The organism is Bradyrhizobium sp. LMG 9283 (assembly GCF_045571415.1).
Taxonomy (GTDB): domain Bacteria; phylum Pseudomonadota; class Alphaproteobacteria; order Rhizobiales; family Xanthobacteraceae; genus Bradyrhizobium.
Window position 1 is genome coordinate 6,853,770 of sequence record NZ_CP120691.1, and the last position, 25,427, is coordinate 6,879,196.

The 25,427-nt window shown below is 59.0% G+C and carries 22 protein-coding genes and 1 riboswitch; of the genes, 13 read left to right on the plus strand and 9 right to left on the minus strand.

Annotation, left to right across the window (positions count from 1 at the left end; translation table 11 throughout):
- Positions 1-54 precede the first annotated feature (54 nt).
- The 3 genes from P6U29_RS32185 to P6U29_RS32195 all read left to right on the plus strand — a co-directional run bounded on the left by P6U29_RS32185 (position 55) and on the right by P6U29_RS32195 (position 2,193).
- The gene (locus P6U29_RS32185; RefSeq protein ID WP_407114340.1) at positions 55-594 is read left to right on the plus strand and encodes a hypothetical protein; all 540 of its coding nucleotides are present in this window, start codon (positions 55-57) and stop codon (positions 592-594) included.
- A gap of 615 nt (positions 595-1,209) precedes the next feature.
- Complete coding sequence (locus P6U29_RS32190; protein ID WP_407114341.1) at positions 1,210-1,605, plus strand: RNA ligase family protein; 396 nt, start codon at positions 1,210-1,212, stop codon at positions 1,603-1,605.
- Between the two features lie 264 nt (positions 1,606-1,869).
- Entirely contained in the window at positions 1,870-2,193 is a 324-nt protein-coding gene (locus P6U29_RS32195) for a low affinity iron permease family protein (RefSeq protein WP_407114342.1), read from the plus strand.
- 640 nt (positions 2,194-2,833) lie between these two features.
- Here P6U29_RS32195 and P6U29_RS32200 read toward each other — a convergent pair.
- The 4 genes from P6U29_RS32200 to P6U29_RS32215 all read right to left on the minus strand — a co-directional run bounded on the left by P6U29_RS32200 (position 2,834) and on the right by P6U29_RS32215 (position 4,739).
- A complete protein-coding gene (locus P6U29_RS32200) occupies positions 2,834-3,235 on the minus strand; it encodes a hypothetical protein (RefSeq protein ID WP_407114343.1) in 402 nt (133 codons plus the stop codon).
- Positions 3,236-3,251: 16 nt separating this feature from the next.
- Complete coding sequence (locus P6U29_RS32205) at positions 3,252-3,473, minus strand: hypothetical protein (protein ID WP_407114344.1); 222 nt, start codon at positions 3,471-3,473, stop codon at positions 3,252-3,254.
- Positions 3,474-3,563: 90 nt separating this feature from the next.
- Positions 3,564-3,827, minus strand: coding sequence for a hypothetical protein (locus P6U29_RS32210; protein WP_407114345.1), 264 nt, complete (start codon positions 3,825-3,827; stop codon positions 3,564-3,566).
- 510 nt (positions 3,828-4,337) lie between these two features.
- Positions 4,338-4,739, minus strand: a complete 402-nt coding sequence (locus P6U29_RS32215; protein WP_407114346.1) for a hypothetical protein — start codon at positions 4,737-4,739, stop codon at positions 4,338-4,340.
- Between the two features lie 358 nt (positions 4,740-5,097).
- On the opposite strand from P6U29_RS32215, the gene P6U29_RS32220 reads away from it, so the two are divergent.
- Complete coding sequence (locus tag P6U29_RS32220; protein WP_407114347.1) at positions 5,098-5,844, plus strand: hypothetical protein; 747 nt, start codon at positions 5,098-5,100, stop codon at positions 5,842-5,844.
- Between the two features lie 1,129 nt (positions 5,845-6,973).
- Here P6U29_RS32220 and P6U29_RS32225 read toward each other — a convergent pair.
- On the minus strand, positions 6,974-7,201 hold the full coding sequence (locus tag P6U29_RS32225; protein WP_407114348.1) for a hypothetical protein: 228 nt from the start codon (positions 7,199-7,201) through the stop codon (positions 6,974-6,976).
- 1,666 nt (positions 7,202-8,867) lie between these two features.
- Here P6U29_RS32225 and P6U29_RS32230 point away from each other — a divergent pair.
- The 6 genes from P6U29_RS32230 to P6U29_RS32255 all read left to right on the plus strand — a co-directional run bounded on the left by P6U29_RS32230 (position 8,868) and on the right by P6U29_RS32255 (position 14,036).
- A complete protein-coding gene (locus P6U29_RS32230; RefSeq protein ID WP_407114349.1) occupies positions 8,868-9,095 on the plus strand; it encodes a hypothetical protein in 228 nt (75 codons plus the stop codon).
- A 112-nt stretch (positions 9,096-9,207) separates the two neighbouring features.
- Positions 9,208-10,638, plus strand: a complete 1,431-nt coding sequence (locus P6U29_RS32235) for a PAS domain S-box protein (RefSeq protein ID WP_407114350.1) — start codon at positions 9,208-9,210, stop codon at positions 10,636-10,638.
- Positions 10,635-11,240: a response regulator FixJ gene (gene fixJ, locus P6U29_RS32240; RefSeq protein ID WP_407114351.1), complete on the plus strand. Its 606-nt coding sequence runs from the start codon at positions 10,635-10,637 to the stop codon at positions 11,238-11,240. The genes P6U29_RS32235 and fixJ overlap by 4 nt, the downstream gene beginning before the upstream one ends.
- Before the next feature lie 291 nt (positions 11,241-11,531).
- Positions 11,532-11,774 carry a hypothetical protein gene (locus P6U29_RS32245; protein ID WP_407114352.1) on the plus strand — a complete coding sequence of 81 codons (243 nt, stop codon included), beginning with the start codon at positions 11,532-11,534 and terminating at the stop codon, positions 11,772-11,774.
- Between the two features lie 800 nt (positions 11,775-12,574).
- Positions 12,575-13,258, plus strand: coding sequence for a helix-turn-helix domain-containing protein (locus tag P6U29_RS32250; protein ID WP_407114353.1), 684 nt, complete (start codon positions 12,575-12,577; stop codon positions 13,256-13,258).
- A gap of 148 nt (positions 13,259-13,406) precedes the next feature.
- A complete protein-coding gene (locus P6U29_RS32255) occupies positions 13,407-14,036 on the plus strand; it encodes a hemerythrin domain-containing protein (RefSeq protein WP_407114354.1) in 630 nt (209 codons plus the stop codon).
- Positions 14,037-14,534: 498 nt separating this feature from the next.
- Here the strand turns inward: P6U29_RS32255 and P6U29_RS32260 are convergent, their stop codons facing one another.
- The gene (locus tag P6U29_RS32260; RefSeq protein ID WP_407114355.1) at positions 14,535-14,894 is read right to left on the minus strand and encodes a hypothetical protein; all 360 of its coding nucleotides are present in this window, start codon (positions 14,892-14,894) and stop codon (positions 14,535-14,537) included.
- 928 nt (positions 14,895-15,822) lie between these two features.
- A complete protein-coding gene (metE, locus tag P6U29_RS32265; RefSeq protein ID WP_407114356.1) occupies positions 15,823-18,168 on the minus strand; it encodes a 5-methyltetrahydropteroyltriglutamate--homocysteine S-methyltransferase in 2,346 nt (781 codons plus the stop codon).
- 100 nt (positions 18,169-18,268) lie between these two features.
- Positions 18,269-18,472: riboswitch (cobalamin riboswitch) on the minus strand.
- A 1,001-nt stretch (positions 18,473-19,473) separates the two neighbouring features.
- On the opposite strand from metE, the gene P6U29_RS32270 reads away from it, so the two are divergent.
- Positions 19,474-20,304 carry a nodulate formation efficiency C protein gene (locus tag P6U29_RS32270; RefSeq protein ID WP_407114357.1) on the plus strand — a complete coding sequence of 277 codons (831 nt, stop codon included), beginning with the start codon at positions 19,474-19,476 and terminating at the stop codon, positions 20,302-20,304.
- Between the two features lie 563 nt (positions 20,305-20,867).
- Here P6U29_RS32270 and P6U29_RS32275 read toward each other — a convergent pair.
- Positions 20,868-21,173, minus strand: a complete 306-nt coding sequence (locus P6U29_RS32275; protein WP_407114358.1) for a hypothetical protein — start codon at positions 21,171-21,173, stop codon at positions 20,868-20,870.
- Between the two features lie 901 nt (positions 21,174-22,074).
- Between P6U29_RS32275 and P6U29_RS32280 the strand changes: the two genes are divergently transcribed.
- Both P6U29_RS32280 and P6U29_RS32285 read left to right on the plus strand, forming a co-directional pair.
- Positions 22,075-22,830 carry a thermonuclease family protein gene (locus tag P6U29_RS32280; RefSeq protein WP_407119466.1) on the plus strand — a complete coding sequence of 252 codons (756 nt, stop codon included), beginning with the start codon at positions 22,075-22,077 and terminating at the stop codon, positions 22,828-22,830.
- 10 nt (positions 22,831-22,840) lie between these two features.
- The gene (locus P6U29_RS32285; RefSeq protein WP_407114359.1) at positions 22,841-23,584 is read left to right on the plus strand and encodes a carbonic anhydrase; all 744 of its coding nucleotides are present in this window, start codon (positions 22,841-22,843) and stop codon (positions 23,582-23,584) included.
- 677 nt (positions 23,585-24,261) lie between these two features.
- On the opposite strand, the gene P6U29_RS32290 is transcribed toward P6U29_RS32285, so the two are convergent.
- The gene (locus P6U29_RS32290) at positions 24,262-25,416 is read right to left on the minus strand and encodes an 8-amino-7-oxononanoate synthase (RefSeq protein ID WP_407114360.1); all 1,155 of its coding nucleotides are present in this window, start codon (positions 25,414-25,416) and stop codon (positions 24,262-24,264) included.
- Between the last annotated feature and the right edge of the window lie 11 nt (positions 25,417-25,427).

The following is a 25,427-nucleotide window of genomic DNA, read 5'->3' on the forward strand; positions in this document are numbered from 1 at the left end:
TGATCGTCGGACCTGACGACTGCGTCGAACGCGGTCGTTGCGCCGATCCATCCCATGGCAGTCCGCAACCTATCCACACCCCAAGGTCCAGTAGTTCAGCCGCGTACCGCCCTACAATTGATTGATACTTTGCCGACCTCATTAGTTGCCGCTTTGATGCGACATGCCCACCGCCGCAGCAAGGCCGACAGGCAACGCGAAACGTGGCTGATCTACTTCGGCGACGTCCGGATCGGCACGATCGGGCTCCGCGCCGGCGTCCCCAATTCGGCCCCGCAGTGGGGCTGGTCTTGCGGCTTTTACCCCGGAATTGACCCGGGGGAGCATCGCAGCGGGATCGCCGAGACGTTCGATCAAGCCCGCGCCGACTTCCTAGCCGCGTGGGAGGAGTTGGCGGGCACGCGTACGGAAGCCGATTTCGAGGCGTGGCGCCGCGAGCGAGACTGGACGACTTGGAAAGACCAAATGCACGATCTGGCGCTACCGTTACCCACACAGCGCCCGGAAGGGATTGCGCGCTGCTTCTGCGGCGAGGTTACCACTCGCACTCTCGACGCCCACGTCCGCACCGCTCACCGCCTGACCGCCGCATGAAGCTCACCACCGAACGTCCTTTCGCCTCCGGAAGCCGCTGCCCGCAAGCTGGTCGAGATTGCCGCCGGCAACGAGCCCGTCCAGGACGGTCCCATCCATATCGAGAAGATCAACGCCCCGTTCCTCTACGCGCTGAAGGCTAGCGGCGAGGAGTTTGGCGCTGGCGTCAAGTACGCCATCCAGCAAGGCTGGCTAGAGCTGCACGAAAGCGGGACCTATGTGCGGCTTAAGGCGGAAAGCAAGGACCTGCTTTTGCAGGAGGCTGCCAACTGAGGCGGCCTTACTCTTTCGGCGGCTGTAGTTCGCTGTGGATCAATTTTGAATGTCGGCGCGCTGCATCGGGTCGTCCTCAGATGGGAACGGCTCCTGCGTCTTGCGACCGAACTGCGAATGCGAGCGATCTTTAGCCATAACGGCGCTCCCCTGATATGCAGGCGGGAGCGCAACCGGTCTCTCAGCCACCGACGCCTACGGACAGAGCCTCGGCCGGTGATGGAATGACAATACATCTTTCCCTGGGAAGTTGCTGAATTAAATAAGCGCCGGAAAGAGGCCAGCGCCAAAGGCTGGGCGCGAGCCATCTGCGCGAGTTTGTTCCCCGCGGGAACTGTCGCAATGTCTTGCTCCAGCGCCTATCTTCGGCAAATGCGTATTGCTTACGAGCTCTGCCTGGCGACCGCCGGCAAGCAGGTCCCGGACGGGCCGGACTGGATCCATGAAGTGAAGCACGACGGCTATCGGATGCTGGTCATCCGGGAGAGCGATCGCGTCCGCCTCCTATCCCGGAACGGCACCGACTGGATCAAGCGCTATCCGCGGATCGCCGACGCCGCGCTGAAGAACCGCCAGAAGCACTTCGTTATCGACGGAGAAGCTGTGATCCTCGGCATCGATGGCATTTCCAATTTCAACGCGCTGCACTCCCGCAAGCACGATCACGAAGTCCAGCTCTACGCTTTCGATGTTCTCGCGCTGGGCGGCGAGACCTGCGCGACCTACCGCTCCACCTAAGGAAGACGAACCTCGCGCGTCAGCTGGCCCGCCGGCCGGACGGCATCACGGTTGCGCCATTTGAGCGCGGCGAGATCGGCCCGGAGCTATTCCGGGCCGCCTGTCGCATGGGCCTTGAGGGGCTAGTCTCAAAGCATCACGATCGGCCGTACCGGGGTGGGCGTCAGAAGCACTGGATCAAAGTGAAGAACCGCGGACATCCGGCAATGGATCGCGAGCTGTAAAGCTTTCTGGAACCGACCAAAGCAGCGCCAGTTGGTCGTCATGGCCCTGAAGGAAGTCCGAGGCTGGTTGACCAATATAGGCGTGCTTGCCTCGCGGCCAGCCGCGTTCGTCCTCTTTCTCATTTATGCCGCGCTTTGGATCGTGTTCGGCAATGGCCTAGAGTGGCATTCGCTTGCCACTCTCGCGACCTGGGGAATGACCCTCGTGATCCAGCGCGCTGAGCACCGCGACACGCAGGCCATTCATGCGAAGCTCGACGAACTGCTGAAGGTTCATGGCGATGCCAAGAACTCCCTAATGACTATAGACGATAAGGACGCTGAGGAAGTCGAGCGGCAGCGAGCACAGGTCCGTGCGTCCTGAGGCCTTGGCGGTCTGACCAGCTCGCTCGTTGAATGCTCCTCCCTCGCGGTTCCAGAATTAACCCGCCACCGCGACATCAAGTTTAATTCCAGAGGTTGATTGCACCGAAGCTGCGGAGCGCTAGCTTCCTATGGCCGGACATTGCCCTTAGTCCGGATCCCCAGTGGCGAAGCCGTCGCGCCATTATATTCGACGCGGCGGCTTCGTCTGATTGCAGGCCATTCTATTTGAAACAGCAGTCAGAATACGGAAAGCTTGACCTTATCGAGATGCGTCGGCAACTCACGGCCCTGCGCTCGCAACACTCGGACAATCTTGCGATAACATCGCTACTGAACCGCTTCCTCGTGAAGATTGCATTCCTCTCGGAGCCTACAGACCCGAAGCACGAACAGCATCTCCGATCTGAGTTTGCACAGACGCTGAAGAAGGTGGATGCGATCACGTCGCGCAGGCCGGCAGCGAAGCGACCAGCAACCACTAAGCCATCCAATTAACACTAACGATTGTATCTCGTTGCGCTTGCTGGAGGCGGCGCCGATGCTAGATGCAGTCGCGAAGACGTCGTTGTTTCGCGTACTGGCGCCTCCGCGGCGAGGGGCCGCCGCCCCCGAAGCGGCGGCCCCGCCCATGAGCAAGCCTAGTAGGCCCGGCGCACCACTCGATGCAACCGAGGTAGGTTCAGCGAGATCCTGTTGGCGCGCGCGAGCACTGACATTTCGTCTGTTTCGAGCGCGATCTTCTGCGCGAGCATGACATCGCCGGCCGCCAAAGCTCTTTCAGGAACGAAACACCACCGTGTTTCGGGCTGTCCGGCTTCATCGATCTGCACAAAATTACTCACGGTACCATAGTAAATTCGATATCGTCGGCCGGTGTGAGAGCCAGTGACTTCGAAATAACTCTCGGGAGACAACCATTCGCGGAGAAGACGCCGCGCACGTGCTTCCGGAGTGCTTTGGTCGGTGAAGCTCCAGTAGAGCGTACGCAGGGCGCGCAAACGCGCGCTACTGCCAGCGCCGCTGCGTCTGAACAAGAACATTTTGCGCCATATGGGGCTAGCCGCCGACGAGGCGCGGGTAGAACAGCGTTTCATCAGCGGTCGGATCAAACGCCCGTACGACGCGGAGATCCCCGGACGGCGTTCGGGTGGTGGCGGTAAATCCTTGGCCAGTCAGCTTGCGAAAGCGGCGCTCAGCCGTTGCTAGCCCCTCCTGATCAGTTTGGTCAAAAAAGTGTCTGCTGTCGCCCGTGTGGTCCATCACGATCTGGGTAGCCATGGAAGAGAACTCCGCAATGCCTAGCGTATGATGGGAAAACCTCGCAGCGGCGAACAGTGTTCCTATTCTCTGTAAATTTCGATGTCCCGGTCAGGTGACGCTCGGCGAAAACCTGATCCGCCGCGACCTGTGCGGCTTGGCGTGGGTCGCGTCGCGGGCGACCGACGCCGTGGACCGGCCGCTTTTCGCGGCCGCGTCGACCATGAACCGGGCCTTTCTCAACTTGAGAACTCTTTCCACGACCGCGGCCGCGCCGTGCTTCGTCTCCGGATGCACGGCTTCATAAGCCGCCTTCCGCTTCGCGATCAGCTTCGCCCATTGAGATCGCCGCGAATCACAACGGATCGCGCCCACGCTTCTTCCAGGATGCCCCAAGTTGGCCGGCTGATGGGGCGCCGATACTTGGGTCGCGCCGTGAATGTGGTATTCGCGATCGAAGAAGGCGCGGACTGCGCGCGTGTATCGACCGCCCATCAAGCCGTCGATTCTAGGGAAACCACGGCGCTCGAGCAGAACGTGACCACAGACAGTAGACCGCCGCCTGATCTTGCCTAAGCCGTTAAGGAAAGGTCATGCTTTGATGCATCCGGCCAGAACCGGCGCGCGTCATAGCGAAGCAGGTATGTTTCCCAATCGCCTGGCCGGTATGACGTGCGTAAGCCTTTTCCGGGTCCAATCAACGTGCAGGACGGTTTTTCCGTCGAAGGACGTCCAGCGGTCCGGCGTCGTCATCATATCGCGAGTACGTCAGGCGGAATTCGTTATGTCGGACTTCCGACAGCCTGCAACGGCCGCCCGCGCGATCGACGTTGCAACGCTCGCCACACCGGCGAACGATGCTCAGCGCCAGCTTGCTCAGCGCCTTCATTCGATCGGTAAGGTCGGTAGTTGCCATGGCGATTTTGTCGGCCGATCGCTTAGCGCTGGCCTAAGCTCGCCACTTCCTGAACGAAGCGCGTCAGGTCTTGCGGCCGATAGTGAAGAAGGCCTTCGGCGCCACGCCTGGATCGCAGCGTCCGCCTTCGATGCTAGCGGTGCGGCTAGGATCGCATCAACTACAGCCTCCAAGGCTTCATACGCCGTGTCGCACGCAGCTTCGGCTGCCTCGGTATCGCCTCCGGCGGTATCATCCGCCAGAGCATAGATGCGGCGATTCTCGGCGGCTGTTGCCTGAAATTGTTTCCAGAGAAGTTCGATCGGCGTCGGCTTCGCAAGGGAGTGCGCCCACGGTCCAACGATGATATTGGTCTGTTCAGCTTGCTGCATGATGTCACCTATCGTGCTGTAACTTAGGACCGCCGGCAGTTCGCAGCTGCTGGCGGTCCGCTTGGCGCTAGCCGAAGTCGCCACCGGGACACAACGGGGAAGATTGGCTGCACGAAGGCGGGAATTTCCCCGGTTAATCTCCAAGGGTTCTTTCCCGCTCGTGGAAGGACAAGGTCGGGCTGGGCTTCGCCGGAACAGCTCGGCCGTCCCCGATTATGAGATAGCGTGTTACCCCGCCAAGTCAGGTAGATTGACGTTGTTTGTCATTTTGCAAACTGCGTGCGGTGTAGGTAGTATGCGCCAAAGAACAACGCTTCAGCGTGCACTGTTTGGTTCATATGACCGGTGGTGAACGAAGATGCCCCTCCGTTTTTCAGCTGCAGGCATAGCAATCGTATCGTTGTTGCTGCGAGGGAGCGCGTTAGCCCAAGACGATCTTGCGGCTCGGAGAGAGGCCTTAAAGCTCATCAGCGGAACGGCGGCTGACATTTGCTATACTGTGAAACAAGACAGTCACTCGGTTGAAACGGACCTTTCATTAGGTGGTAAGGTGAGCGGCCTGATTAGCAAAATCGTCGGCGTCGGCATGTCGGCAGCTGGTCAGTACAAAACGAAAGAAGCGCAAGGCGTCCTTCAGCAAGACCTCGCGAAGGCAATCAAAGACAGCGGGGACTGCAAAACAAATGTCTTCAACAAGCTTGTGGAGCGCCTCTTGCCCGCGCAGCAAGCCAAGCCCGTTCCCGTTGAGACCAAATCCTTCAAATCTCCGGACATTGACGCTCAAGCAGGCGACGGCCGGGCGGGTAAGGCATTTAAGATTGAGCTGTCTTTAACAGAGATTGGGGGAGCGCGGCCCTATTACATAGCGCAATGGACCTGGACGGGGTCTGGTGGGTCACAGCGCGGCAGCCAGAATATTATCTTTGACCTGAAGGCCAATACGGGCGCGACCGTACAATCACTCAATTTTCCAATCGATCGGTCACATTGTTACTATCGTGGTAATCCAGAGACCAAAACCGGTAACCTCAACGCGCCAATAGCGGCAATTTCAGCGGTTGACGTCAGAACGACGGTTCTAGAAGGCAGAGTAGGGAAATGTTGACTTCAATACGGCCTTGCAGGGATTAGAGATCGGCCCGGCCCCGGGACTTTTCCTTTTGGCATGCCAATCAACTCCGCGAAGCATCTCTCTTTCCAAATGAAAAGGCCGCCCCAGAAGGGCGGCCCTTTGTTGCGTGATGAGATGGATCAGGATGCGCGCCGCGCCTGAATGTCTTCGCTGACGGAATATGCGCTGATCGAGAACGTCCCGCGCGCGTTGATCGCGGCTCGATAGACCGAAATGCCCGCAGCCATCTGCGTCTCGCCACACGATTGAAGGCCGCGAAATTGCGACCGGTGAAATCATCAGTTTTGCCGAGAAAATTGTTAGCCACTTCCTTCAAAACAAGTTCTGTGAGGCGCATAGGGCATATCTCAAACGCAGTTTCGGTTTATCTTTGAAATCGGAACCTGCGGCGCGAATATCCTGATCAAGTCACCGGCTTGCGCTAATCGTTCGAAGCTTCCATTCGATTGGATCGGTCAATCGATGAAGATACTCTTCCGTCATCATGATGAGCGGAGCATCGGCGTTCGCGCCGGGAGGCGAGACGGGCATTCTCGGAAAGACCGGCAAGTGCGAGGCGCTTGCTTAAGAGTTCAGGAAAGCCCGGTGTTCGCGCCATCGTGCGAAAGGCGGATGTAGACAGATTAAGCTCACGTGCGATCGCATCGATGTTCTGGGGGCTCAAGTAAGCCAGTTCGGATGTCCGGGAAACCGGCTCGCTCATAACTGGCTGAGCAGATTCCTAAACCGCCAAGGGCCATCGATATATGCAGATTGGCTAACCATGTGTCCTACCCTGCGAAGCAGCCATAGCTGCCGGAGGCAGACTTGTGTTTGACATGCAACAAATAAGACCGATCTGTGGGAGCAAATCCCTCGATCCGGATGGCCCTGCCGGTACAACGGTTGGCGGAGCGCTGCACCGAGCCAGCTGAACGGCAGGCCGGCAAACGGTCCAGCGAGCTCCGCTTAGGGTCCTGAGACAACCGGGCGCCTGCCGAGTTGACGACAGCATCACGAGTTGCTCTCTCGGATCGACGGCGGAACGACGCAGTCCGGGATCACGCCTCGATTCGCAGATTGACCCCACAACAATTCGCAGACTTCCCTGGCCAAACTCAGGCTAACCACCCCATCCCGGCGGCAATGGAGGCGGGGTTCGAAGCTCCATCGCATCGGCGAAGACTGTCCAATCGTGGACACCTTTTTGCTTGCAGAAATCGGTCTCCGCCTGCTGTGCAGCAGCACTCAGCGAGGCGGCATCGACCTTGAACGATGCCTGACAGGCACGATGCTCGTGGCCGGTATCGTCACAAACGGTCTTAATGAACCGAACGTTAAATGAAGGCATGGCACCCTCTTGCTGTGGGTTTGCTTATCCCCCATTCTGCCATTCGCGCCACAAGAGTATTTGATCTGTCTCAAGCAGCATCCCAAAGAGTTTGTCCGCTCCGTCCGTCGAGATAAGGTCGAGCCTTGGGCAGCGCGGCGCGAGCGCTCCTGTTGTCCCGCAGACCCCGTAATCGCTATCTGTCCAGCTTGGCGGATCGCACTCTGGTTTGAAGTGGCCGAGGGACAGCGCCTTCCGGTCTGCTCTGCCCTCGACCGACAAAATTGGGGCGCGGATCGAGGACTCTCTCGAAGAGACGCTTGAGAGCAGCATGAAGCCGTCACGCCCGAGGTGCCGACGATTGATCTCTATCAATCCCATACTCAATCGCCGGCAATATGGAACCTCGGCGCCGCGAACTTTACACGCGATTCTTAGTGGTCTCACGAGGCATTGCCGCAAACCCGGGTCATTGGCCAATCACCGGGCAGAGCCATTTCCGACGCGCGCCGATGGCCGGGCCCAATCGACGGCGAGAGCTACGCGAACGTGATCATGGGCAAATGAGACGAACCGCCCCGCTCTCGCTCCTGACGGTCCAACCTGCCGCCGCGACAGCAAAGTCGATGATCAGGCTTGTCGCAGCCAACGTTTCGATAAGCCCAAGCGTTCAGGACTTCTGCACCAAAGCCTATGGCTGCGATCAGCGCCGGCAAGGCTGCGGAAAACGCGAGGCGGGCAATTGACTGACCATCTCCTTGCCGGCTCTCGCAGCATTGAGGACACATGCTGTAGTGGCCCAATCCGCGTGCGGTGTGCCTCAAATCAACCCCGCTACGCGCTGCCGTTTTGCGGATCAACGCGAGGCCTGGCGGATAGCCCGAGTTGGAACATGTCGCCTACAACGCGGCCCTGTCCGGCTCGCAGCGGCCGCTCGACCTCGGCCGTTCTGGACGCGCATCAGCTCTTTTGACCTGTATCAATACTGCGGCGACCGCCTACTGATAGAAGCGATCTTCCAGTCCAAGGTCAGACACATGGCAGACAGAAAGACTTGGCGCCCCATCATCTTTTCATGTCCAAATACCGGCGACCGAGTGCAAGGACTGCTGCCGGACGCACCCGAGCCGGGTGCCGATGACCTGCACCCTATAACCTGCGCCGCTTGCGATGGTGTCCACTTCATCGACCTGCGGAGCGGCGCTATGATTGGGGCCGAGCGCAGCTAGGCCCAGCCGAATGGCGTCAAGCGAATTCTGGCGTCTTCCCGTTCTCGCTTGGGGATCCCCCCGCTCGCTAGGGCGCGGCTGACGTCATCACAACCCAACCCCCATGCTGACGCCGTGGGACAAGCAGATTTCTCACCAACGAAGGATGTTTCGACATGACAGACCACGGCGACATCCGTCCCGCCGCCGCGGGCCAGATTGCGGGAGCGGCAGTCCACTCTAAATTCTGCAGAACAGCGATCAATACCAACCGCCGCGGGCTTGAGCTGATTCAGATCGATTCGATCGAAGCCGGGAAGTTGTTTCGCAGCCCCATCCTAATATTTCGGTTGGCGAGCGGATCATGTCCCGGCACGATAGGTTCAACAACACCACAGCCGATAAAACCCCGGGCCGCGGAGCCTGTTCCCGCGGCGGCCAAGCGATCTCGTCCGTAGTGTTCAGAAGGTTGCCTGAAATTGTCAGCCCGCGGCGATGAACACCGTCCAGGATCTAATGACAACCTGACCTGGGAGCGGCTCGAATCGGCGCCCTTCGATCGGGATCTGGAGATTGCCGTGATCGAGGGTAATACCATTCACCGGGTGGTCTTTCCTTGCCGCCGGATCTTCGGCGGCTGGATCAAGGCCAAGACCGGAGAACATGTCGCCGTGCAGCCGACGCACTGGCGCATCTGGCCCGGATAGCGGCGGCCGTCCTGCGCAATAGATTGGCATGAGCTAAGGCGCGGCTGCCTCCGGTGGCCTCTCGTGGGCAAACAATGTAAAGTCGATCGAATGAGAGGGTCTGCCAGGAAACATGCCCGACCACATCTGGTACCGCTATGGCACTGCCGCGGCAGCCGCCGCGCTGGGTCTGGTGCTGCGCGCGGCGCTAAATCCGTATCTTCAGGACCGCACGTTCACGATCATCTACCTTCCGGTCGTAGTTTTTGCCGCTTTCGCGGGCGGCCGCGGACCGGCGATCTTCGCTACCTTGCTCTGCCTCGTCATCAGCGTGGCATTTCTTGGAAAAGGCCTCATCACCGATACCGCAAACATGATCGATATCGCGGAATTCGCGGTACTTGGCCCCCTGCTTGGCTTCATGGGCAATCGGCTGCGGCGGGAATCAGAGCAGGCGCGGTATCGGCTAGCCCATCTGCAGTCGATCCTGGACACCGTGCCCGAAGCCATGATCGTGATTGACGAGAAGGGCATCATTCGCTCGTTCAGCGCCGCGGCAGTACGTTTATTTGGTTGGTCTCCGGACGAAGTGGTCGGAACGAATGTATCGAGGTTGATGCCGCGGCCCTACCGCGCCGAGCACGACCGCTACATCGAACGTTATCTGACCACCGGCGAGCGGCACATCATCGGCATCGGCCGCATCGTGGTCGGCGAACGGAGCGACGGCTCGACCTTTCCGATGGAGCTTGCCGTCGGTGAGGCCAAAGTGCGCGGCGAACGGTTCTTTACCGGCTTCATCCGAGACCTCACCGAACGGCGGGCGCAGGAACGGCGTTTGCAAGAACTGCAATCTGAACTCGTGCACGTGTCGCGGCTGACCGCCATGGGTGAGATGGCATCGTCTATTGCCCATGAGATCAACCAGCCGCTCTCCGCAATTACAAACTACATGCGCGGCGCAAAGGCTCTGTTGGCGTCCAACAAGCCGGACGCCAACCGCATTGGTGATGCACTAGAACACGCCGCCCAACAGGCTCTGCGCGCCGGCGATATCATCAAGCGCCTGCGGGAATTCGTTGCCAAGGGCGAGACGCATCACACTGTGGAGGATCCGCTCACGCTCCTTGAAGAGGCTGTGGCTCTGGCCTTACTCGGCGCCAAGGAGCAAGGCGTACGCGTGGCTATCCGCAGCGACCGCGATCTGCCATCAATAATCGTCGACAAGATCCAGATCCAGCAGGTCGCGCTTAACCTGATACGCAATGCAATCGAGGCGATGGCTTCCTGCCCGCGCCGCGAATTGACCGTCGGAGTTGCCAAGGTCGATGGCCTCGCCAGGTTTACCGTTGCTGATACGGGCCCCGGCATCAGCCCTGATATCGCCGACCGCCTGTTCCAGCCCTTTGTCACGACCAAGGAGCATGGCATGGGTGTGGGACTATCAATCTGCCGGACGATCATCGAGTCACATGGCGGCCACATCACCGCGGAAGCGGATCCAAGCGGGGGCACCATCTTTCAGTTCACCCTGCCATTTGCGGAGGTTAGTGAAGAGGCATGATTGGGCGGCGCATTCTTGTGATCGACGACGACGCCGCGATGCGGGATTCGCTCGCGTTTCTGCTCGATGTTAACGGCTTCTACGTAGCAACCTATGAAACGGCGACCGAGTTTCTCAATGACGGCGGGAGCGGTCCGGTTGACTGCATTGTATCGGACATCCGCATACCGGGTATGAGCGGTCTCGAACTGGTCCGCAAACTGAAGGCCGATCGCGTCGATTGCCCCGTCGTCCTGATAACTGGTCATGGGGACGTATCGCTCGCAGTTGAAGCGATGAAAGCGGGTGCGGTCGACTTCATCGAGAAGCCGTTCGAGGAGGAAGTGCTATTGCGTGCGATCAATAGCGCTTTGGAAGCGCGCCCAACAAAGCCAGCCGATGACGCAGCGAAACTGCAGGCGGAAGCCCGACTCGCGGACCTCTCGTCGCGCGAGCGCGACGTCCTAAAGGGACTAGTAGCCGGGAAGATCAACAAGGTGATCGCCCATGACCTTGGCATCAGTCCCCGGACGGTCGAAGTCTACCGTGCGAACCTCATGGCCAAAACCAATGTCCGCAGCATGTCCGAGTTGATGCGGATCGCCATTAACGCGGGACTCTAGCAGCAGCGCAAATGTCATACTTCAAGCTGATGCAGCAGCTTTGACTTCCTGTTCGGTCTTCCGAAACACGTTTTTCGTCTTATCGCGCCAACGGCGCCGGCCCCGACGTGGCGCGCCGGATAAGGACGATTACCACATCCGAGCGATGCAAGCGTTCGAGCATCCCGATCAATTCCGAGAAGCGCCAATTCGGACGCAGCACTGATATCTATCGATTGAGGGAATCACGATCCGAAACAATCCAACAGGACTTCCGGCCCGTTGTCATCAATCATGCGCGAGCGGCTCTGATTGGCCTTCCAGCGGCAGTTCAAGAATCCGAGTACTGGCGGATTCGGCGGGACCGCGACGAACGAGCCCTGCATGACCTTCGGTTGCTGGCTCGTTGTTCGTCCAGCAGGCCTGGTTTGCCATGACATGAATGTCGAGGCGGCAATGGCGAGGGACGGCATCCGCAATCCGTTCCCCATCCTGATCGCCGCGCTGGTATCGCGGCAGATTGGCTGGGCACAAATCCTGCAGTCCCGCGGCTAACTCGCACCGCGGCAGGAATTCCAGATGCGGTCAAAACATCGTCGCAATCGGCGCAATGGCGAGGCCAGGCGCGATCAGGAACAGGAGTGCCGTCTGTCGGGCCCTGATGCGTTCGCCGGCACTCCATCGACGAGATGCGGCAGGGCCCGCCATCATGCGACATTGCTCCGAACGTTGCACGTGCGCTAACGGTCGAGATGCCGCAGGAACTGCTCGCGGACAGTCTGTCACCGGCCATCCGACGATGCCCCGAGCTCAGCTTCAAGCCAGACCAAGTCACGATTTCCTTCGGTTTCAACAATCGCGGGAGAGCGGCAAGTCGTGAGCCAAGTCAATATATCACGCCAGCCGAGTTCTATGATCCGGGTCCCAACTCGGTCCACATGCGCACGTATCGGATGATTTCCAAGCACGTCGTCCACGTCGGGCAGCGTACATCGATCAGGATGCCGTCAATGTCCGCATCGTCACCTCCGCGGCCCACCGATGCTGAGAGGGATCGGAGTCCCGGCGTCCGAACAAGACGTCCTGCGACAGGCCGAAAGTGGCGGTGGACGACAGCGTTCGGCCTGGCTGGAGCTCTTCACGGGCGCGGCCGACGAAGCCAGCATGCAGCCTTCTAATCCAATTTGCACATGTTTGAGCAACCAAGGGACCGCGCCGAACCATTCAAGACGCCCTCCTCGGGGGACTTACGTGTAAATACTTAAGGGCTTCTACCTAGGGGAAACATCCAAATTTCCCAGTTCGTCAGGAGCAGCCAATGTCTGCGCATCGACGTTCGCAAGATAGAGTCCGCTATGCACGCTCAGGTCGCCAATTTTACCGAGACCAGCCGCCATCCGACCAGCGTCTTGCGTGGGCAACCTCGTGGTTGTGGACCGTTTGGCATGATTGCGACACCGATGCGATTCACTCGCAATAGCGAGATCTACAGCGAAGAGGAGGCAGCGGAATACCTATATCAGGTGGTGTCGGGCGCTGTGCGAACCTACAAGATTCTGGAAGACGGACGTCGTCAGATCGGTGCGTTTTATCTACCCGGTGACCTCTTCGGCTTCGAGGCCGGAGGAAGCCATGTCTCTTCGGCCGGGGCGATTTGTGAGACGCAGCTGCTGATGGTGAAGCGTACCGCCCTCATTGTTTGCGCCAGTGACCAGAGGGAGCTAACACGGCAGCTGTGGGACGCGATGGCGCTCGAGCTCCGCCGCTTTCAGGAACATATGATGCTCCTGATCAGCAGCGCTGAAGACCGGGTCGTCGCGTTCCTGCTCGATATGTCTCGCCGCGCTACGAAGAACGGTGCCATCGAACTGCCCATGTCACGGCAGGATGTCGCCGATTATCTTGGCTTGACGATCGAAACGGTGTCGCGCACCTTTAGCCAACTTGAGCAGAATGGCGTGATCGCCCTGCCCACCTCACGCCGAGTCGAGCTGCGTAACGACAGATTGCCCAGGAGCTTTGTGCAAAACCTAGGCTAAGTTGATTTGCACCAGCTCAAATTGAAGCGCGCTACTTTTGTGCGTCGAACAGCGCGGACAAATTGCAGCGCAAAGGACACCGAAATCGGGCGATCTTGCCAATGGCAGAAACGCTCCCAGCCTACATTGTGCCTCCAGGAGCACCGCAATGATCATCGATCTTTTGCTTCGAGAGCATCGCAACATTGATCTGCTTCTAATCGCTCTTCAACGCGAATTGGAGATTTTTGAGAAAGGGATCCGTCCCGACTATGAGGTCATTCGCGCGATTATCAGCTATTTCGAGGTTTACCCGGAGGTGTACCATCATCCACAGGAAGACTTGATTTTTTCCAAGCTCAAGGCTCGCGATCCGGATGCAGCTGCAATCGTCGGCGATCTCGCGCTTGAACACCAGGAAGTCGTCGACCGTTTGCACCACTTCGCGCAAGCTATTGACGCCATTCTCGCGGATCGTGAACTCCTTCGGCAAGACATCGGCAATATCGTACGCGACTTTATAGTACGCGAGCGGCACCACATGATGTGGGAAGAACGAGATTTCTTTCCCGCCGCCCTGAAGGCTCTCGCGGCTCAGGATTGGACCGAAATCGCTTCCGCCCTCACCGATCATGGAGATCCGCTATTCAGCGAGACAGCGGCAGCGACTTCCGATGCGTTAAGAGCGCATATTCTGCAATTGGAGCAAGAAGCCGAGGCCGAACGGAGCTCGGTCGCGTTTTCGTCCGCCAAGGCCGGCAACCCGCGACACGGCGCCGAGACGGATGGGGCGTATTGACCGCTGCCGTTTCACAGCAGGTAGTGGACCTCATGCTCATCCTGTCGAAATGAAAATGGGGTTGCTCGCCGGCACGCAGGCTGCCGCACCGCCAGATGACTTCTGCACAATATGATCGCTTCGTCGACCACCGGTGCAAACGGCATGGCCGAGCCTTCCTGAGCTCTGGTTCCGCCACGTTCCACAATGTGATCGTCGCAGGTTTGGCCTGCGCAGTAATATCGCGCAAAACGGACGCCTCTCATGTCCGCCGACCGATAAGGACGAGCGATTGCGGCCGCGCGACTGCGGCGAAACACTCGCACTCCTTGAGCCCCGCCCGGCGCGCTCTGAATCATCCGACCGCAGCCGGTTCGAATCACTGCACGCCAACTGCGAAGCACTGCCACTTCCGGCTACGTTCAGCACGAACAGCAAGGCGCTGGACGTTGATCGCCTGGCCCGGTTCTGGCGCGATTGGACCACAACGGGCTATAGGGACAGCGTCACGCGCTATCTCTAATCCGAAGCGATCGCGGAAGCTTTAGTTGATGCTGGATCGTACGTGTCGGCATCGATCACTTTGCCATGCCGCACGAAAGTCTTGCCCGGGCGAGGCAGGAAGGCAGGCTGAAGCGCAACTTCCAGGGTTATACTTGACGATTGCGCGGGCTCGGCGCCAGCGCCATCGGACGCATGCAACAAGGGTTCGTCGCGAACGTTGTCTCGACAAAGGACTATCTTGCTCGCATCACCGAGGATCGGCTCGCCACCGCAAAGGGCTGCTTGCTGACGGATGAGGATCAATTCCGTGCCGAGATCATTGAGCGAATCATGTGCGACATGGCAGTCGATCTCTCCGAGATACCCCGTCGTCACGGTCGGGATCGGAAGTTGGCCGTCGTCAATCGTTCTCGAATCGACAGCCTTATCGCAGACGGGTCGTGGTGATCGACGATGGCCGGCTTTCCGTAGCTGATGGCGTAGAGTTCCTGCTCCGGAGCGTCACATCGGCGTTCGACGCTCATCTTCCTCGGTGCGGGGCTACACACAGTCGGGCGGTCTAAACCGGCTCCGCCGAGCCGAGTCGTGTCGTGTCAATCCTAAATCGACATCACTTAACTGGCCTATCTTGGGGCAGCACCGGGCTCACGGCTGAGGAGCACCCTATCGGCATCGGGCCGCCCTTCAAGCTCGTGACATCATCCGTGGTCCGCTCATAGATCTCAAACAGAAGTTCAAGCCGAAACCCGACTATCGGGTGGGACCGGTCGACCAACGACTGCCTTAAGCAGGGTCCAAATCAATAGCAACCGCTCTGCATTGGCTACGCTTGCGAGATCCTTGGAGCCGGGTTTTTCGTATCGTCGTGCTGATCGAGCATAAGGTTGCCAGGCAGGAAAGCGCACCGAGTTTGCGGTTGGTGCCCTGCGGCGACCGCCCGGCATCACTGCCCCTCGTTGCTGTCGCAACCGTTGCCGACGTGCTCATGAGCGACAAACCTTGGTGTAGATTTCTAAATCTCAGGCTATACCGTCGCATACCAGGGCATAATTGAGCTACGCTGAGCTTGTGCTTCAACTGGGCTCCGATTTTCGGCGAATGTCCTCGCCGTGATCGAACCGGCGGCTGTCCTCCCTCCGCCGATGGAAGTCCGCGCGATGCGTCAGCGTCGCTCCTCCCAGACTTTCGCCCGGCCCGCCAAGCGGAACCGGGCATTTTTTTGTGTTCTCAAGGTTCCCGGATTATCGAGAGCGCAAATGACCACAAGCGGATCAGCTTTGTCGAGAAGAGACCCAAGCCCGGGTCAACGGCCTCGCGGATCGGATGCAGCGCGCAGTTCGCGGGCGGCAGCGACCATGTTCGCTAGGGCCGGCCGAACCTCCTCCCATTTGCGCGTCTTCAGGCCGCAGTCCGGATTGACCCAGAGCTGCGAATCCTGCAGCCGTGTCCGAGCCAACGCCATCAGCTCCTTCATTTCGCCCGTCTCGGGAACGCGTGGAGAGTGGATGTCGTACACGCCCGGCCCGATCTGATTTGGATATTCGTAGTTCCTGAAGGCGTCGAGTAGTTCCATTTTCGAGCGCGACGTCTCGATCGAGATGACGTCCGCATCCATTGCAGCGATCGCACCGATGATGTCGTTGAACTCCGAGTAGCACATATGCGTATGAATTTGCGTTTGATCGGCGACGCCCGATGAGCAGATGCGGAAGCAATCCACGGCCCAGTCGAGATAAGCCGTCCACTCCGATCGACGCAACGGCAATCCTTCGCGGAGTGCAGCTTCGTCGATCTGGATCATGGTTGCCCCAGCATTCTCGAGATCGCGGACTTCGTCTCGGATCGCGAGCGCAATCTGGCGGCAGACCTCGCTTTTAGGAATATCATCGCGAACAAAGGACCAGTTCAAGATCGTCACCGGTCCGGTCAACATCGCCTTCATCGGCTTCTTGGTTAGTGATTGCGCGTAGCGCCACCACTCTACGGTGATAGGCTTCGACCGCACTACATCGCCGAACAGGATCGGTGGCCTGACGCAGCGCGAGCCGTAAGATTGCACCCATCCGTTCCTGGTAAAGGCGAACCCGGCGAGTTGCTCGCCGAAGTACTGCACCATGTCATTGCGCTCGAACTCGCCGTGCACGAGGACGTCAAGTCCGATGTCCTCCTGCCAACGTACGGCGCGCGCAGTCTCCTCCTTGAGGAACCCGTCGTATTGCTCGTCGCTCATCGCGCCTCGCGCATGCGCCGCACGGGCATTCCGGACCTCTGTGGTCTGCGGAAACGATCCGATCGTCGTGGTAGGAAAAGGCGGTAGTCCGAAACGATTGCTTTGGATCTCGGCACGACGGGCAAATGGGCTGGCGCGCCGGCGCGTGCCCTGGTCGATCGCTCTCATCCGGACAGCGACATTGGCATCACGGATTTTCGGCGAACTCCGGCGGACAGTCGCGGCACATTCCGACTCGGCAAGAGCTAGCGCAACATTCTGGTCGCCTGCGAGTGCCCGCGCCAGGATCGCAAGTTCACGCATCTTCTGAACCGAAAAAGCAAGCCAGCTCTTCACGTCGGGAGCGAGCCCGGCCTCGAGTTCAACGTCGACCGGCACGTGAAGCAGCGAGCAGGATGGGGCGATCTGTACACGATCCTTGCCAAGCTTCGCAATCGCGGGTTCCAGCCTCCGGCGCAGCGACGACAAATTCGACCGCCATACATTCCGGCCGTCGATGACACCGAGCGATATGACGAGATCACTTCGGCCGCCAGCAATGATCTGGTCCAATAACTGTGGCGCTCGAACCAGATCGAGGTGAAGTCCGGCAACTGGCAGGCTCAAGGCGGTGTCCAGATTGTCACCGAGGTCGCCGAAATAGCTGGCAACCATGATCTTGATGGCCGGCCCCTCCTTGGCGAGCCGGTCATAGGCATGGAGCAAAGATTTTCGCGCCCCCTCATCCAGATCAACAACCAGGCAGGGCTCGTCGAACTGAACCCAATTTGCCCCACGTTTGGCCAATTCCTGCAGAACTTCGATATAGGCCGGTATCAGTTCGTCCAGTAGTGAGAGTGGCTGGAACGCAGGATCGGCACTCTTGCCGAGCTTTAGGAATGTGACCGGCCCGATCAGGACAGGGCGGGTCTGAAAGCCAAGGGACTTGGCTTCCTCATACTCCTCGATCGGCTTGCGAGAGCATAGCCTGAAAGTCTGTCCCCTGTGAAACTCGGGGACCATGTAGTGGTAGTTGGTGTCGAACCACTTCGTCATCTCCTGCGCGGGTGCGCCAAATCCGCGCGGTCCGTGACCGCAACTCGCATCCTGGTCGTCGCATTGTGAACCGCGGGCCATGGCGAAGTACGTCTTGAGCGAAACGGATTCGGTTTTCGAGGCGTAGATCTCCGGGATGGCGCCAACCATGACACTTGTGTCGAGCACCTGGTCATACAGCGAGAAATCGTTCGATGGAATGACCGTGACGCCGATAGATTTCTGACGGGCCCAGTTCGCGGCGCGCAGGCCAGCTGCGTCCTCGAGCAACTGTTGTTCGCTGCTTTTTCCGGCCCAGTAGCTTTCTAGTGCGAGTTTGAGCTCGCGCCTTGGACCGATGCGTGGCGTTCCGAGCGTGGCAACCGGAAGGGAGAGAAGAGACATAGCGTTAACCCCAGTTGGGGGCGAAGGCCATGGCGGACGCAGGCAGGGGACGTCGCGCGTGCGACGGCTGCTTGACGTACCACCGGGACACCCCGCCCGTGGACGAATATATTGTCGGGGCAGGTCTCCTGGCTCGCGGGTCATCGCTGCTGTCCGGCCTTCCCGAAGCCGCGCAGGCTTCAGTGACATCGTTGGACAGCGGCTCGCCGCTCACAGTTGCGGGGGCAGCGCCGGCATTTTCACCGGCTTCCCTCTTAGCTCCGGATCAAATGGAAACCGGAGAACCTCGACGACTTGGATTATCGGCAAGAGAACTCTTCCGTCAACCTCTCAGATTATGTCTCAAGCTAATGCTGCGACATCTGCCACGCGAATGACCGTGCATCTATATCGTTGAACACGACGTAGAAGCGCTTGCCAATCAGCGATATCGGAATGACCATCGGAGCTACCTGCGCGTGGGGCCGCACGCCAATCCGGTGGAAGGGACAAATGCGGCTTGCGTGGTCGGGACTGCTTCCTCGAGCAGAACGCATTTAATGCGAGTCCCGGCTTCCCAGCGGTTCTTCGAGCACGTCCACCATCCAGCTGCCTTCTCGACCAACAAGATGCGTGTTGACTAGGCCCAAGACACCTGGCGAAGGCAGCAACATACCTGGCGAGCACGTTGATTTGCGGTGCCAGCCAGATTCCAGATGCTCGGTGGTGAAGATCGGCTTCGCGTCGTTGGCCATCGAGTGCAAAGCGCACCTTGAGGCTGCTCTCGAATTCCGGAGCGCCGCATGTCGCAAAAGGAGCGCCAAACGCGCCATGGCCTTTTTGGCCGCGAGTGCCCAAAGACATGGCAGAGATCGAAGCCTATATTCCGGCAATGATACCGAACCAAACGGTTCAATGGCGGCACACGTGCTCCCAATTCTCATCAGGAACTTGGCACCGAGGCGTTCCCCTGCGCCGTCGAATATCCGGCGCGTGCGAGGATGCATAAGCCGCGATGGATAGGCTGAATGGAAACATCGAGACGTGCGCAAGTCGGAAAGTCGACAAAGAGGACACAAAACCGGTGCGAACTTCCGTCTATTACCTGGCACGAAGAATGCAAGTCCTCGGCATGCCCAGTCTCCTCCTGCTGGGCATTTCCAGCACAGCAAATTGAGGCTGTCGCTGGCAACTGAAGTTAGCGGCGCGTGACATAGAGGGGAGCGCATGCTCGCGCGGGACCGCGGTCGCCCCGTCGCGTCGCCGCTAGCTTCTTGCGCTCTCGCATAACAGGTTCAAGGTTGCCCGCTTTGGAATGACGTGTGGATGAAACTCGATAGGCCGACGGTTATGAAGAAGAGAATGTCTGGAAGACGCGCGCTATGGTTTTGTCTCGGTCGATGCCTGATCTGCCTGGCTGGGCTGGCTGCCATGAGCAACAGTGTTCTCGCCATCGACAGCCCCCTCGTCGAAAGAGTCAAATCAACGTGGCGAGCGCAAGATGGTGAGACGATAGAACAAATTATCTCCAACGTCTCGAAGGTGGCACACTTCGTCCCTCGAATGTGGGGCGTCGCTGAACTTGACGGACATGAATATGTTTTCGTTTCGTGGACCAGGCACCGGGACAATAAATCAGACGAACAGTACGTTATCACATGGAAGATCGCGCTCGACGGGACGATTGAACTTGCGTCGACCTATGCAAAGCCGATGGAATTGGGCTGGCGCGCCCTGGCGCTCTCGTTGATCGCCAGTGAAATCACGGATGGCGAAAGGGACGCAAATCTCCGCTTTCTGCATGACCCGGCCAACTTCAACTTTGTGACGACCACGCAAGGCCCGCTTGGCGATCTTCTGCGGCAGGGCCGCTGCACTATCGTTGAACCTGTTGGAGTGGACTACTTGCCGAAGCAGAACGACAAGCCGACCGAGAAAGCTGATCTCTGGCGCGTTCTGCTTGTGGTGAACTGTGATACGCCAGGGCCCCGCTCTTTTACCCACAACGGGGTCATCACTTTCGAGAAGAGCGAAGGTCAAGATTGGGAGCCGCAATCCTTCTTTGCCAAGCGTATCGCGGCCTATCCGCCTGGCTCCTGGTTCGATCGCATAGAGTCAAAGGAACGGGAAGAGTTAGAGGGGCGAAGGTCTCGTTAATGGTCGCGCAGAGCAACATCGCGTCGCGGCTCTTTCAGCGCCGAGCGCCTCGGAGCAACCGCAGGACATATGCGCTCTAAAGCCGCGCTGTTTACGGCTCCGCAACAGTCCGCGAGCCACTCCCGCAGCCTTCAGACGTCATCGGAAAAGTCGGACAGCACGATTGCGCTCGGCTCTTTCCGCGAGGAGTCGGGCTCAGCGGCGCGTGCCAGCGTGCGAGAGCCGGTTTGGCCCCGCCGCACCCCACGCACTGAGAGGACACCAATCTGCGGGGGGCGGGGGGGGGGGACAGCCCTCGATGCCATTCTTCACGGGACCGGTCCTGGAGATGCCTCGGGCCCAAGCCTGATCCGGCGTGCGCTGCGCATCGCGCGACTGACTGGCACCTCAGGAGCGCGAGCATAGCGACGCCGGCGGCACCCCGGGACCGAGTGCTGCGAAGAAACCGATTAAGAGGGTACCCGGGAACGGAACTGCATACTCCGTGACGGCGGGCCCTTTTTCCGAGCGGCGAGGTGCCCCGGAGCCGTGCGCGAGGCATCGGGAAACAAATTGAGTCGGATCTAGATTTCCTCGCGCGCATTCGTCTGTGCATCATAGATCCGGATTTGAAGCATGGGAAAACGCTTCTTTAGTTCTGCTCCACCTGCCCTGGCGCCATCTCTGGTTGCGAATTCGGCTCTGAGTCGGCCATCCACTTCAAGGGCGTAAGGAGAGACCGGCAATTCACGGGTGGCTACAACCATTTCGTTCTCATTGTGCGGTGAGGTGGTCGAGAATGATGCGTAGCGTGAGTCGGCGAACCGCACCAGAAATACCTGCACGAGTGCGGTGATGGCCAGTGCATGTTGTGGATTGACGCCTCGCACTGAATGGCATCAGGAGGGCCACTCGCGATCGTTCGAACAGGCGGGCGGCGTAACGCTTGCCCGGGGCGTATACGACAAAGCCACGGCTCGACATGGTTGCCCTTCCAAATTCCCTGGCGCAAACGCTCGGCCTTATGCCGTCGCGGGGAAGCGTACTACGAAAGCGGCCGCCTGTCGCGCCGCCTGGGTGATGAACAATCCAGTCCTTGTTACGAACGGGACGGCTGCATCACGAACGATTATGGGGCAGCGCAGAGGTGCGAAAAGCCTCAATGCGATTGGCATCAACGACCATCCCGGCTGGCTCTACGAAAGAGGGATCCGGCTTTTGCGCGGTCTGCGCAAACGATACCCATTCATTTACGTAGCGAGCTTGAGCTGAACTCCATGGCGCCTTTGTTCAACTCTCAGAGGAAGCAAAACCAAATTTTTTCGAACTTCGGTCTTTTCGTGACCAGACTTTACGGCGAAATGTCAGCGCCCTCGTCGAAACCCTCGACAGCCTTCTCTCTGTCGATGGAGTGGCACGAAGAATAGCAAGGTTGCTCCTCCACGCCTGACTTCCACTCGACCGCCAAAGTTCACAGGCGAATTTTGTTCAAGCGCGGGAGAACAGCGTTCCGAGGTTCGGCTTTCTCCTGCATCGCGACTTCGGCGCTGAGCGATGGGGATCTCCTCCTCAGGTCGAGAGGGTGCGCCCGCCCAGTGAGAGAGACCGGCGAGGCTCAAAGGATACCGCGACACGCACCCGAAGAAATCGCTTGAACCTCACGCAGCGTCAGGTCGTAGGTTCGAAATCACGACCAAGCTTTCATAAAGCACACGTCGAACGATGCCGGCCGAATAACAGACATCATGCGGTCCAACAGTCGAATTTGGCCGCACCGGATCGTGCGTGAACATGGATCAAGAGCGAAGGGTTATTGTCGGGATGAAACACCGCGTAATGATGGTCGCATTGCTCGCTCTCATCACATCTCCGGTCTGCGCGGCGAAACTCAGCGGTGCTCCGCGCATCGTCGACGGCAATACGATCGAGATCGAGCAAACCAAGATTCGGCTCTCAGGCATCGACGCTCCTGAGACTGATCAGATTTGCTTGGACGCCCACGGAAGGAAATGGGCTTGCGGCGTAGCTGCTCGCGACGAGCTCATCAAGCATTCGAACGGACGAACGTGGGATTGTCATACCACGGGAGTTGATGAGTACAGGAGGTCACTCGGCAGTTGCTTCATCGAAGGCGAAGATGTGAACGCCTGGATGGTACGCTCGGGCTGGGCACTATCGTCGGGTCCATCTAGCCATACCTATGCTATCTATGAGTTGGTGGCGAGCACAGGCTATGCGGGGCTGTGGTCGGGGGCGTTCATCGCGCCTTGGGACTGGCGTCGCCGCAACAAGAAGACGATCATCGTCGGCGCGAGCTCGATTCCGATCGACGCTCAGGAACTCCTGCTCGGATCCGCCCTGCTATCGGACCCGCCCTCGCCCGAGTGTCTGATAAAAGGCACCGTGGACCTTAACGGCGAGCGCATTTATCACCTGCCAGGGCAACTCAGTTACGGAGAAATCGACATGACGAAGAAGCCGGGTGAACGCTGGCTCTGCAGCGAAGCTGAAGCCGAAGCCATCGGGTGGCGTAAAGCCGCGCGATGAGGTGATACGCATGCTTGCAGGCCGTTCTCCGAATATGTCCTATCTGACCAAGATCGCGCCTTCGCGCCGCTCGCTGTTGATGTTCGCTGGTTCGGCGGTTTGCCTGCGGCTTGGCAACAACATTGTCGATGCGAAGCAAGCAAAACCGCAGCCCAAGCCAGATAACCTGCTCTCGCCGGATGCTGCCCTGAAGCGGCTGATGAAAGGGAACGATCGCTACGTCCAGGGCGCATCACGAGGCGACGATTTCAAGCGCGAGCGCCCGGTTTTGGTCGATGGGCAGAATCCATATGCGGCGGTTCTGAGCTGCGCCGATTCTCGCGTGGCGCCTGAACTTGTCTTCGCCAGCGGACTTGGTGATCTGTTTGTCTGCCGCCTCGCCGGCAACTTCGTCAACGATGACACGCTCGCCAGCATGGAATATGCGGTCGCCGTGCTGAACACGCCGCTAATCCTGGTACTTGGCCACGATCATTGCGGTGCGATAGACGCCACGATCAAGTCGCTCCACGACGATAAGCCGCCGCCGGGGCACATTTCATCCCTCGTCGCTGCACTTGCGCCTGCGGTAAAAGCATCTCGCCAGTCAACCGGTAACACGTTCGCCGAAGCAACCCGACAAAATGTAATCGATAACATCAACAAACTCAAATCGACGGGGCCAATTCTAAACGCGGCAGTTGAGCAGAACAGACTGAAGGTCGTCGGGGGCCTGTATCGGCTCGATACCGGCAGGGTCGATTTGCTGAGCTGACGCTGGCACCTTCGCGCGGACGGCTACTCGTTTGCCGCCTGATACAGGCTTCGGTCGAGTTCCGCCCAATTCGCTCGTCCAGCGGCAGCATCAAATGCACCGAATACAATCCGCTTCACAATTGTCATAGCTTCGGGAAGACCTTTGGTATGCGCGGCCTCTTAATTCTCCTCGTATTCTACGTACTCATGTTGGCAACGCGCGGCCAGCACCAAGAAACACTCATATCGCGGCCGACAGCATTCATGCCTCCAGGTTGATGCGCCAGGCCAACAGAGGTGGTTCAAGCAGCAGATTGCGGTGCGAGGCATGCTCGGTCTGAGCTCTCGGCCTCGGGAACACGCGAGAATTCCGGCAAAATAGCACCCGCGATGCGGCAAGCCACCTATACAGATGGTCCTGTTTATGATCAGCAGGCTCAGCCAGGGCCGAAGATCACATGGAGCAGGATTACGACCATGACGACTGCCCAGCCGGCCGATGTAAACGAAAATGCGACTCGCGTCGGCATCGGACGGTCTCTCCTGCATCAGCCATTTGAGAGACCGCCAGTGTCGGAAAAGCAGCCTCGTTGCATCTGTCTTAAACCTGTACCTTGGATCGGCATAAACTGAAACTCGTCGCGCGTACGACAACTTGTGAACAAGATCGTTTTGCCGATGCGGACGTCTGCGCCCTCACCGCACGTCGCCCCAAGTCTCTTCGACCAACGCATCAATCATATCGGATACATCAACTTGTGCGACGTTAAGCGTCAGCGAGATCCGCAATCTTGCCGTTCCCACAGGCACTGTTGGCGCTCGTATCCCCCGGATATCAAAGCCGCGCGCCTGTAGCGCAGAGGCGAGCCGCATCGCGCGGGCGTTGTCGCCCACGACGTAAGGAATGATCTGAGAGGCCGAGCGGCTCGGGCGCCCGCACACAACGAGTTGACGATGTGTAAAGTCAACCAGATCGATCAGGCGTTGCTGCCGCTCAGGCTCCTCCTGCAGGATCAAGAGTGCTTCTCGCACCGCAACAGCCATAAGGGGTGACGGCGCGGTGGCGAAAATGAATGGACGGCACCGATTGACCATGAAGTCGCGCAATACGCCGGAAGCAGTGACAAGCGCGCCCGCCGCGCCCAGCGCCTTCCCGCAGGTGTGGACCACCACCAGATCTTCGCGCCCCTCGTAGGAGGCGGTGAGCCCCCGTCCCTGCTCGCCGTAAACGCCTGTGGCATGAGCCTCGTCCACGACCAGGAAAGCCTCATAGCGCTCGGCGATTGCGACCAGATCTTTAAGCGGCGCGAAGTCACCATCCATACTGTAGAGGCTCTCCACCACGATCCAGATGCGCCCCATTCCGCCCTTGGCGCGCCAATCGCCAATCGTATCTTCAACCGACTGTAGATCATTATGGGCGCTTATTCGAAACTCGGCTCGGCCCGCTCGCGCCGCTTCATGAATGCTGGCGTGCACGAGCGAATCGAGAACGAGCAGATCGCCCCGCTGCGGCAGCGTCGTCAGAACGGCGAAGTTTGCGATATAACCGCCGCCAAAGAACAGCGCTGCCTCCGATCGGAAGAACTGCGCCGCCTCGGCTTCGAGAGCTTCGTGCTCCTCGCAATTGCGGCGCAGCAGCCGTGACCCACTAGCTCCGATCGGCGTGCCGGCCTCAAGCGCGGTGAACAGAGCCTTCTTCATACGCGGCGCGCTCGCCAGGGCCAGATAATCGTTCGAAGCAAAATCAGTCCCTGCGCGCGGCTTTAGGCCACGCAGTCGATCGTCTCCTCTCAAGGCTTCCAGGGCCGCGGCATAGCTGCTAAGTTTGCCTATATGGGTTGGGTACATTGTTCAATTCG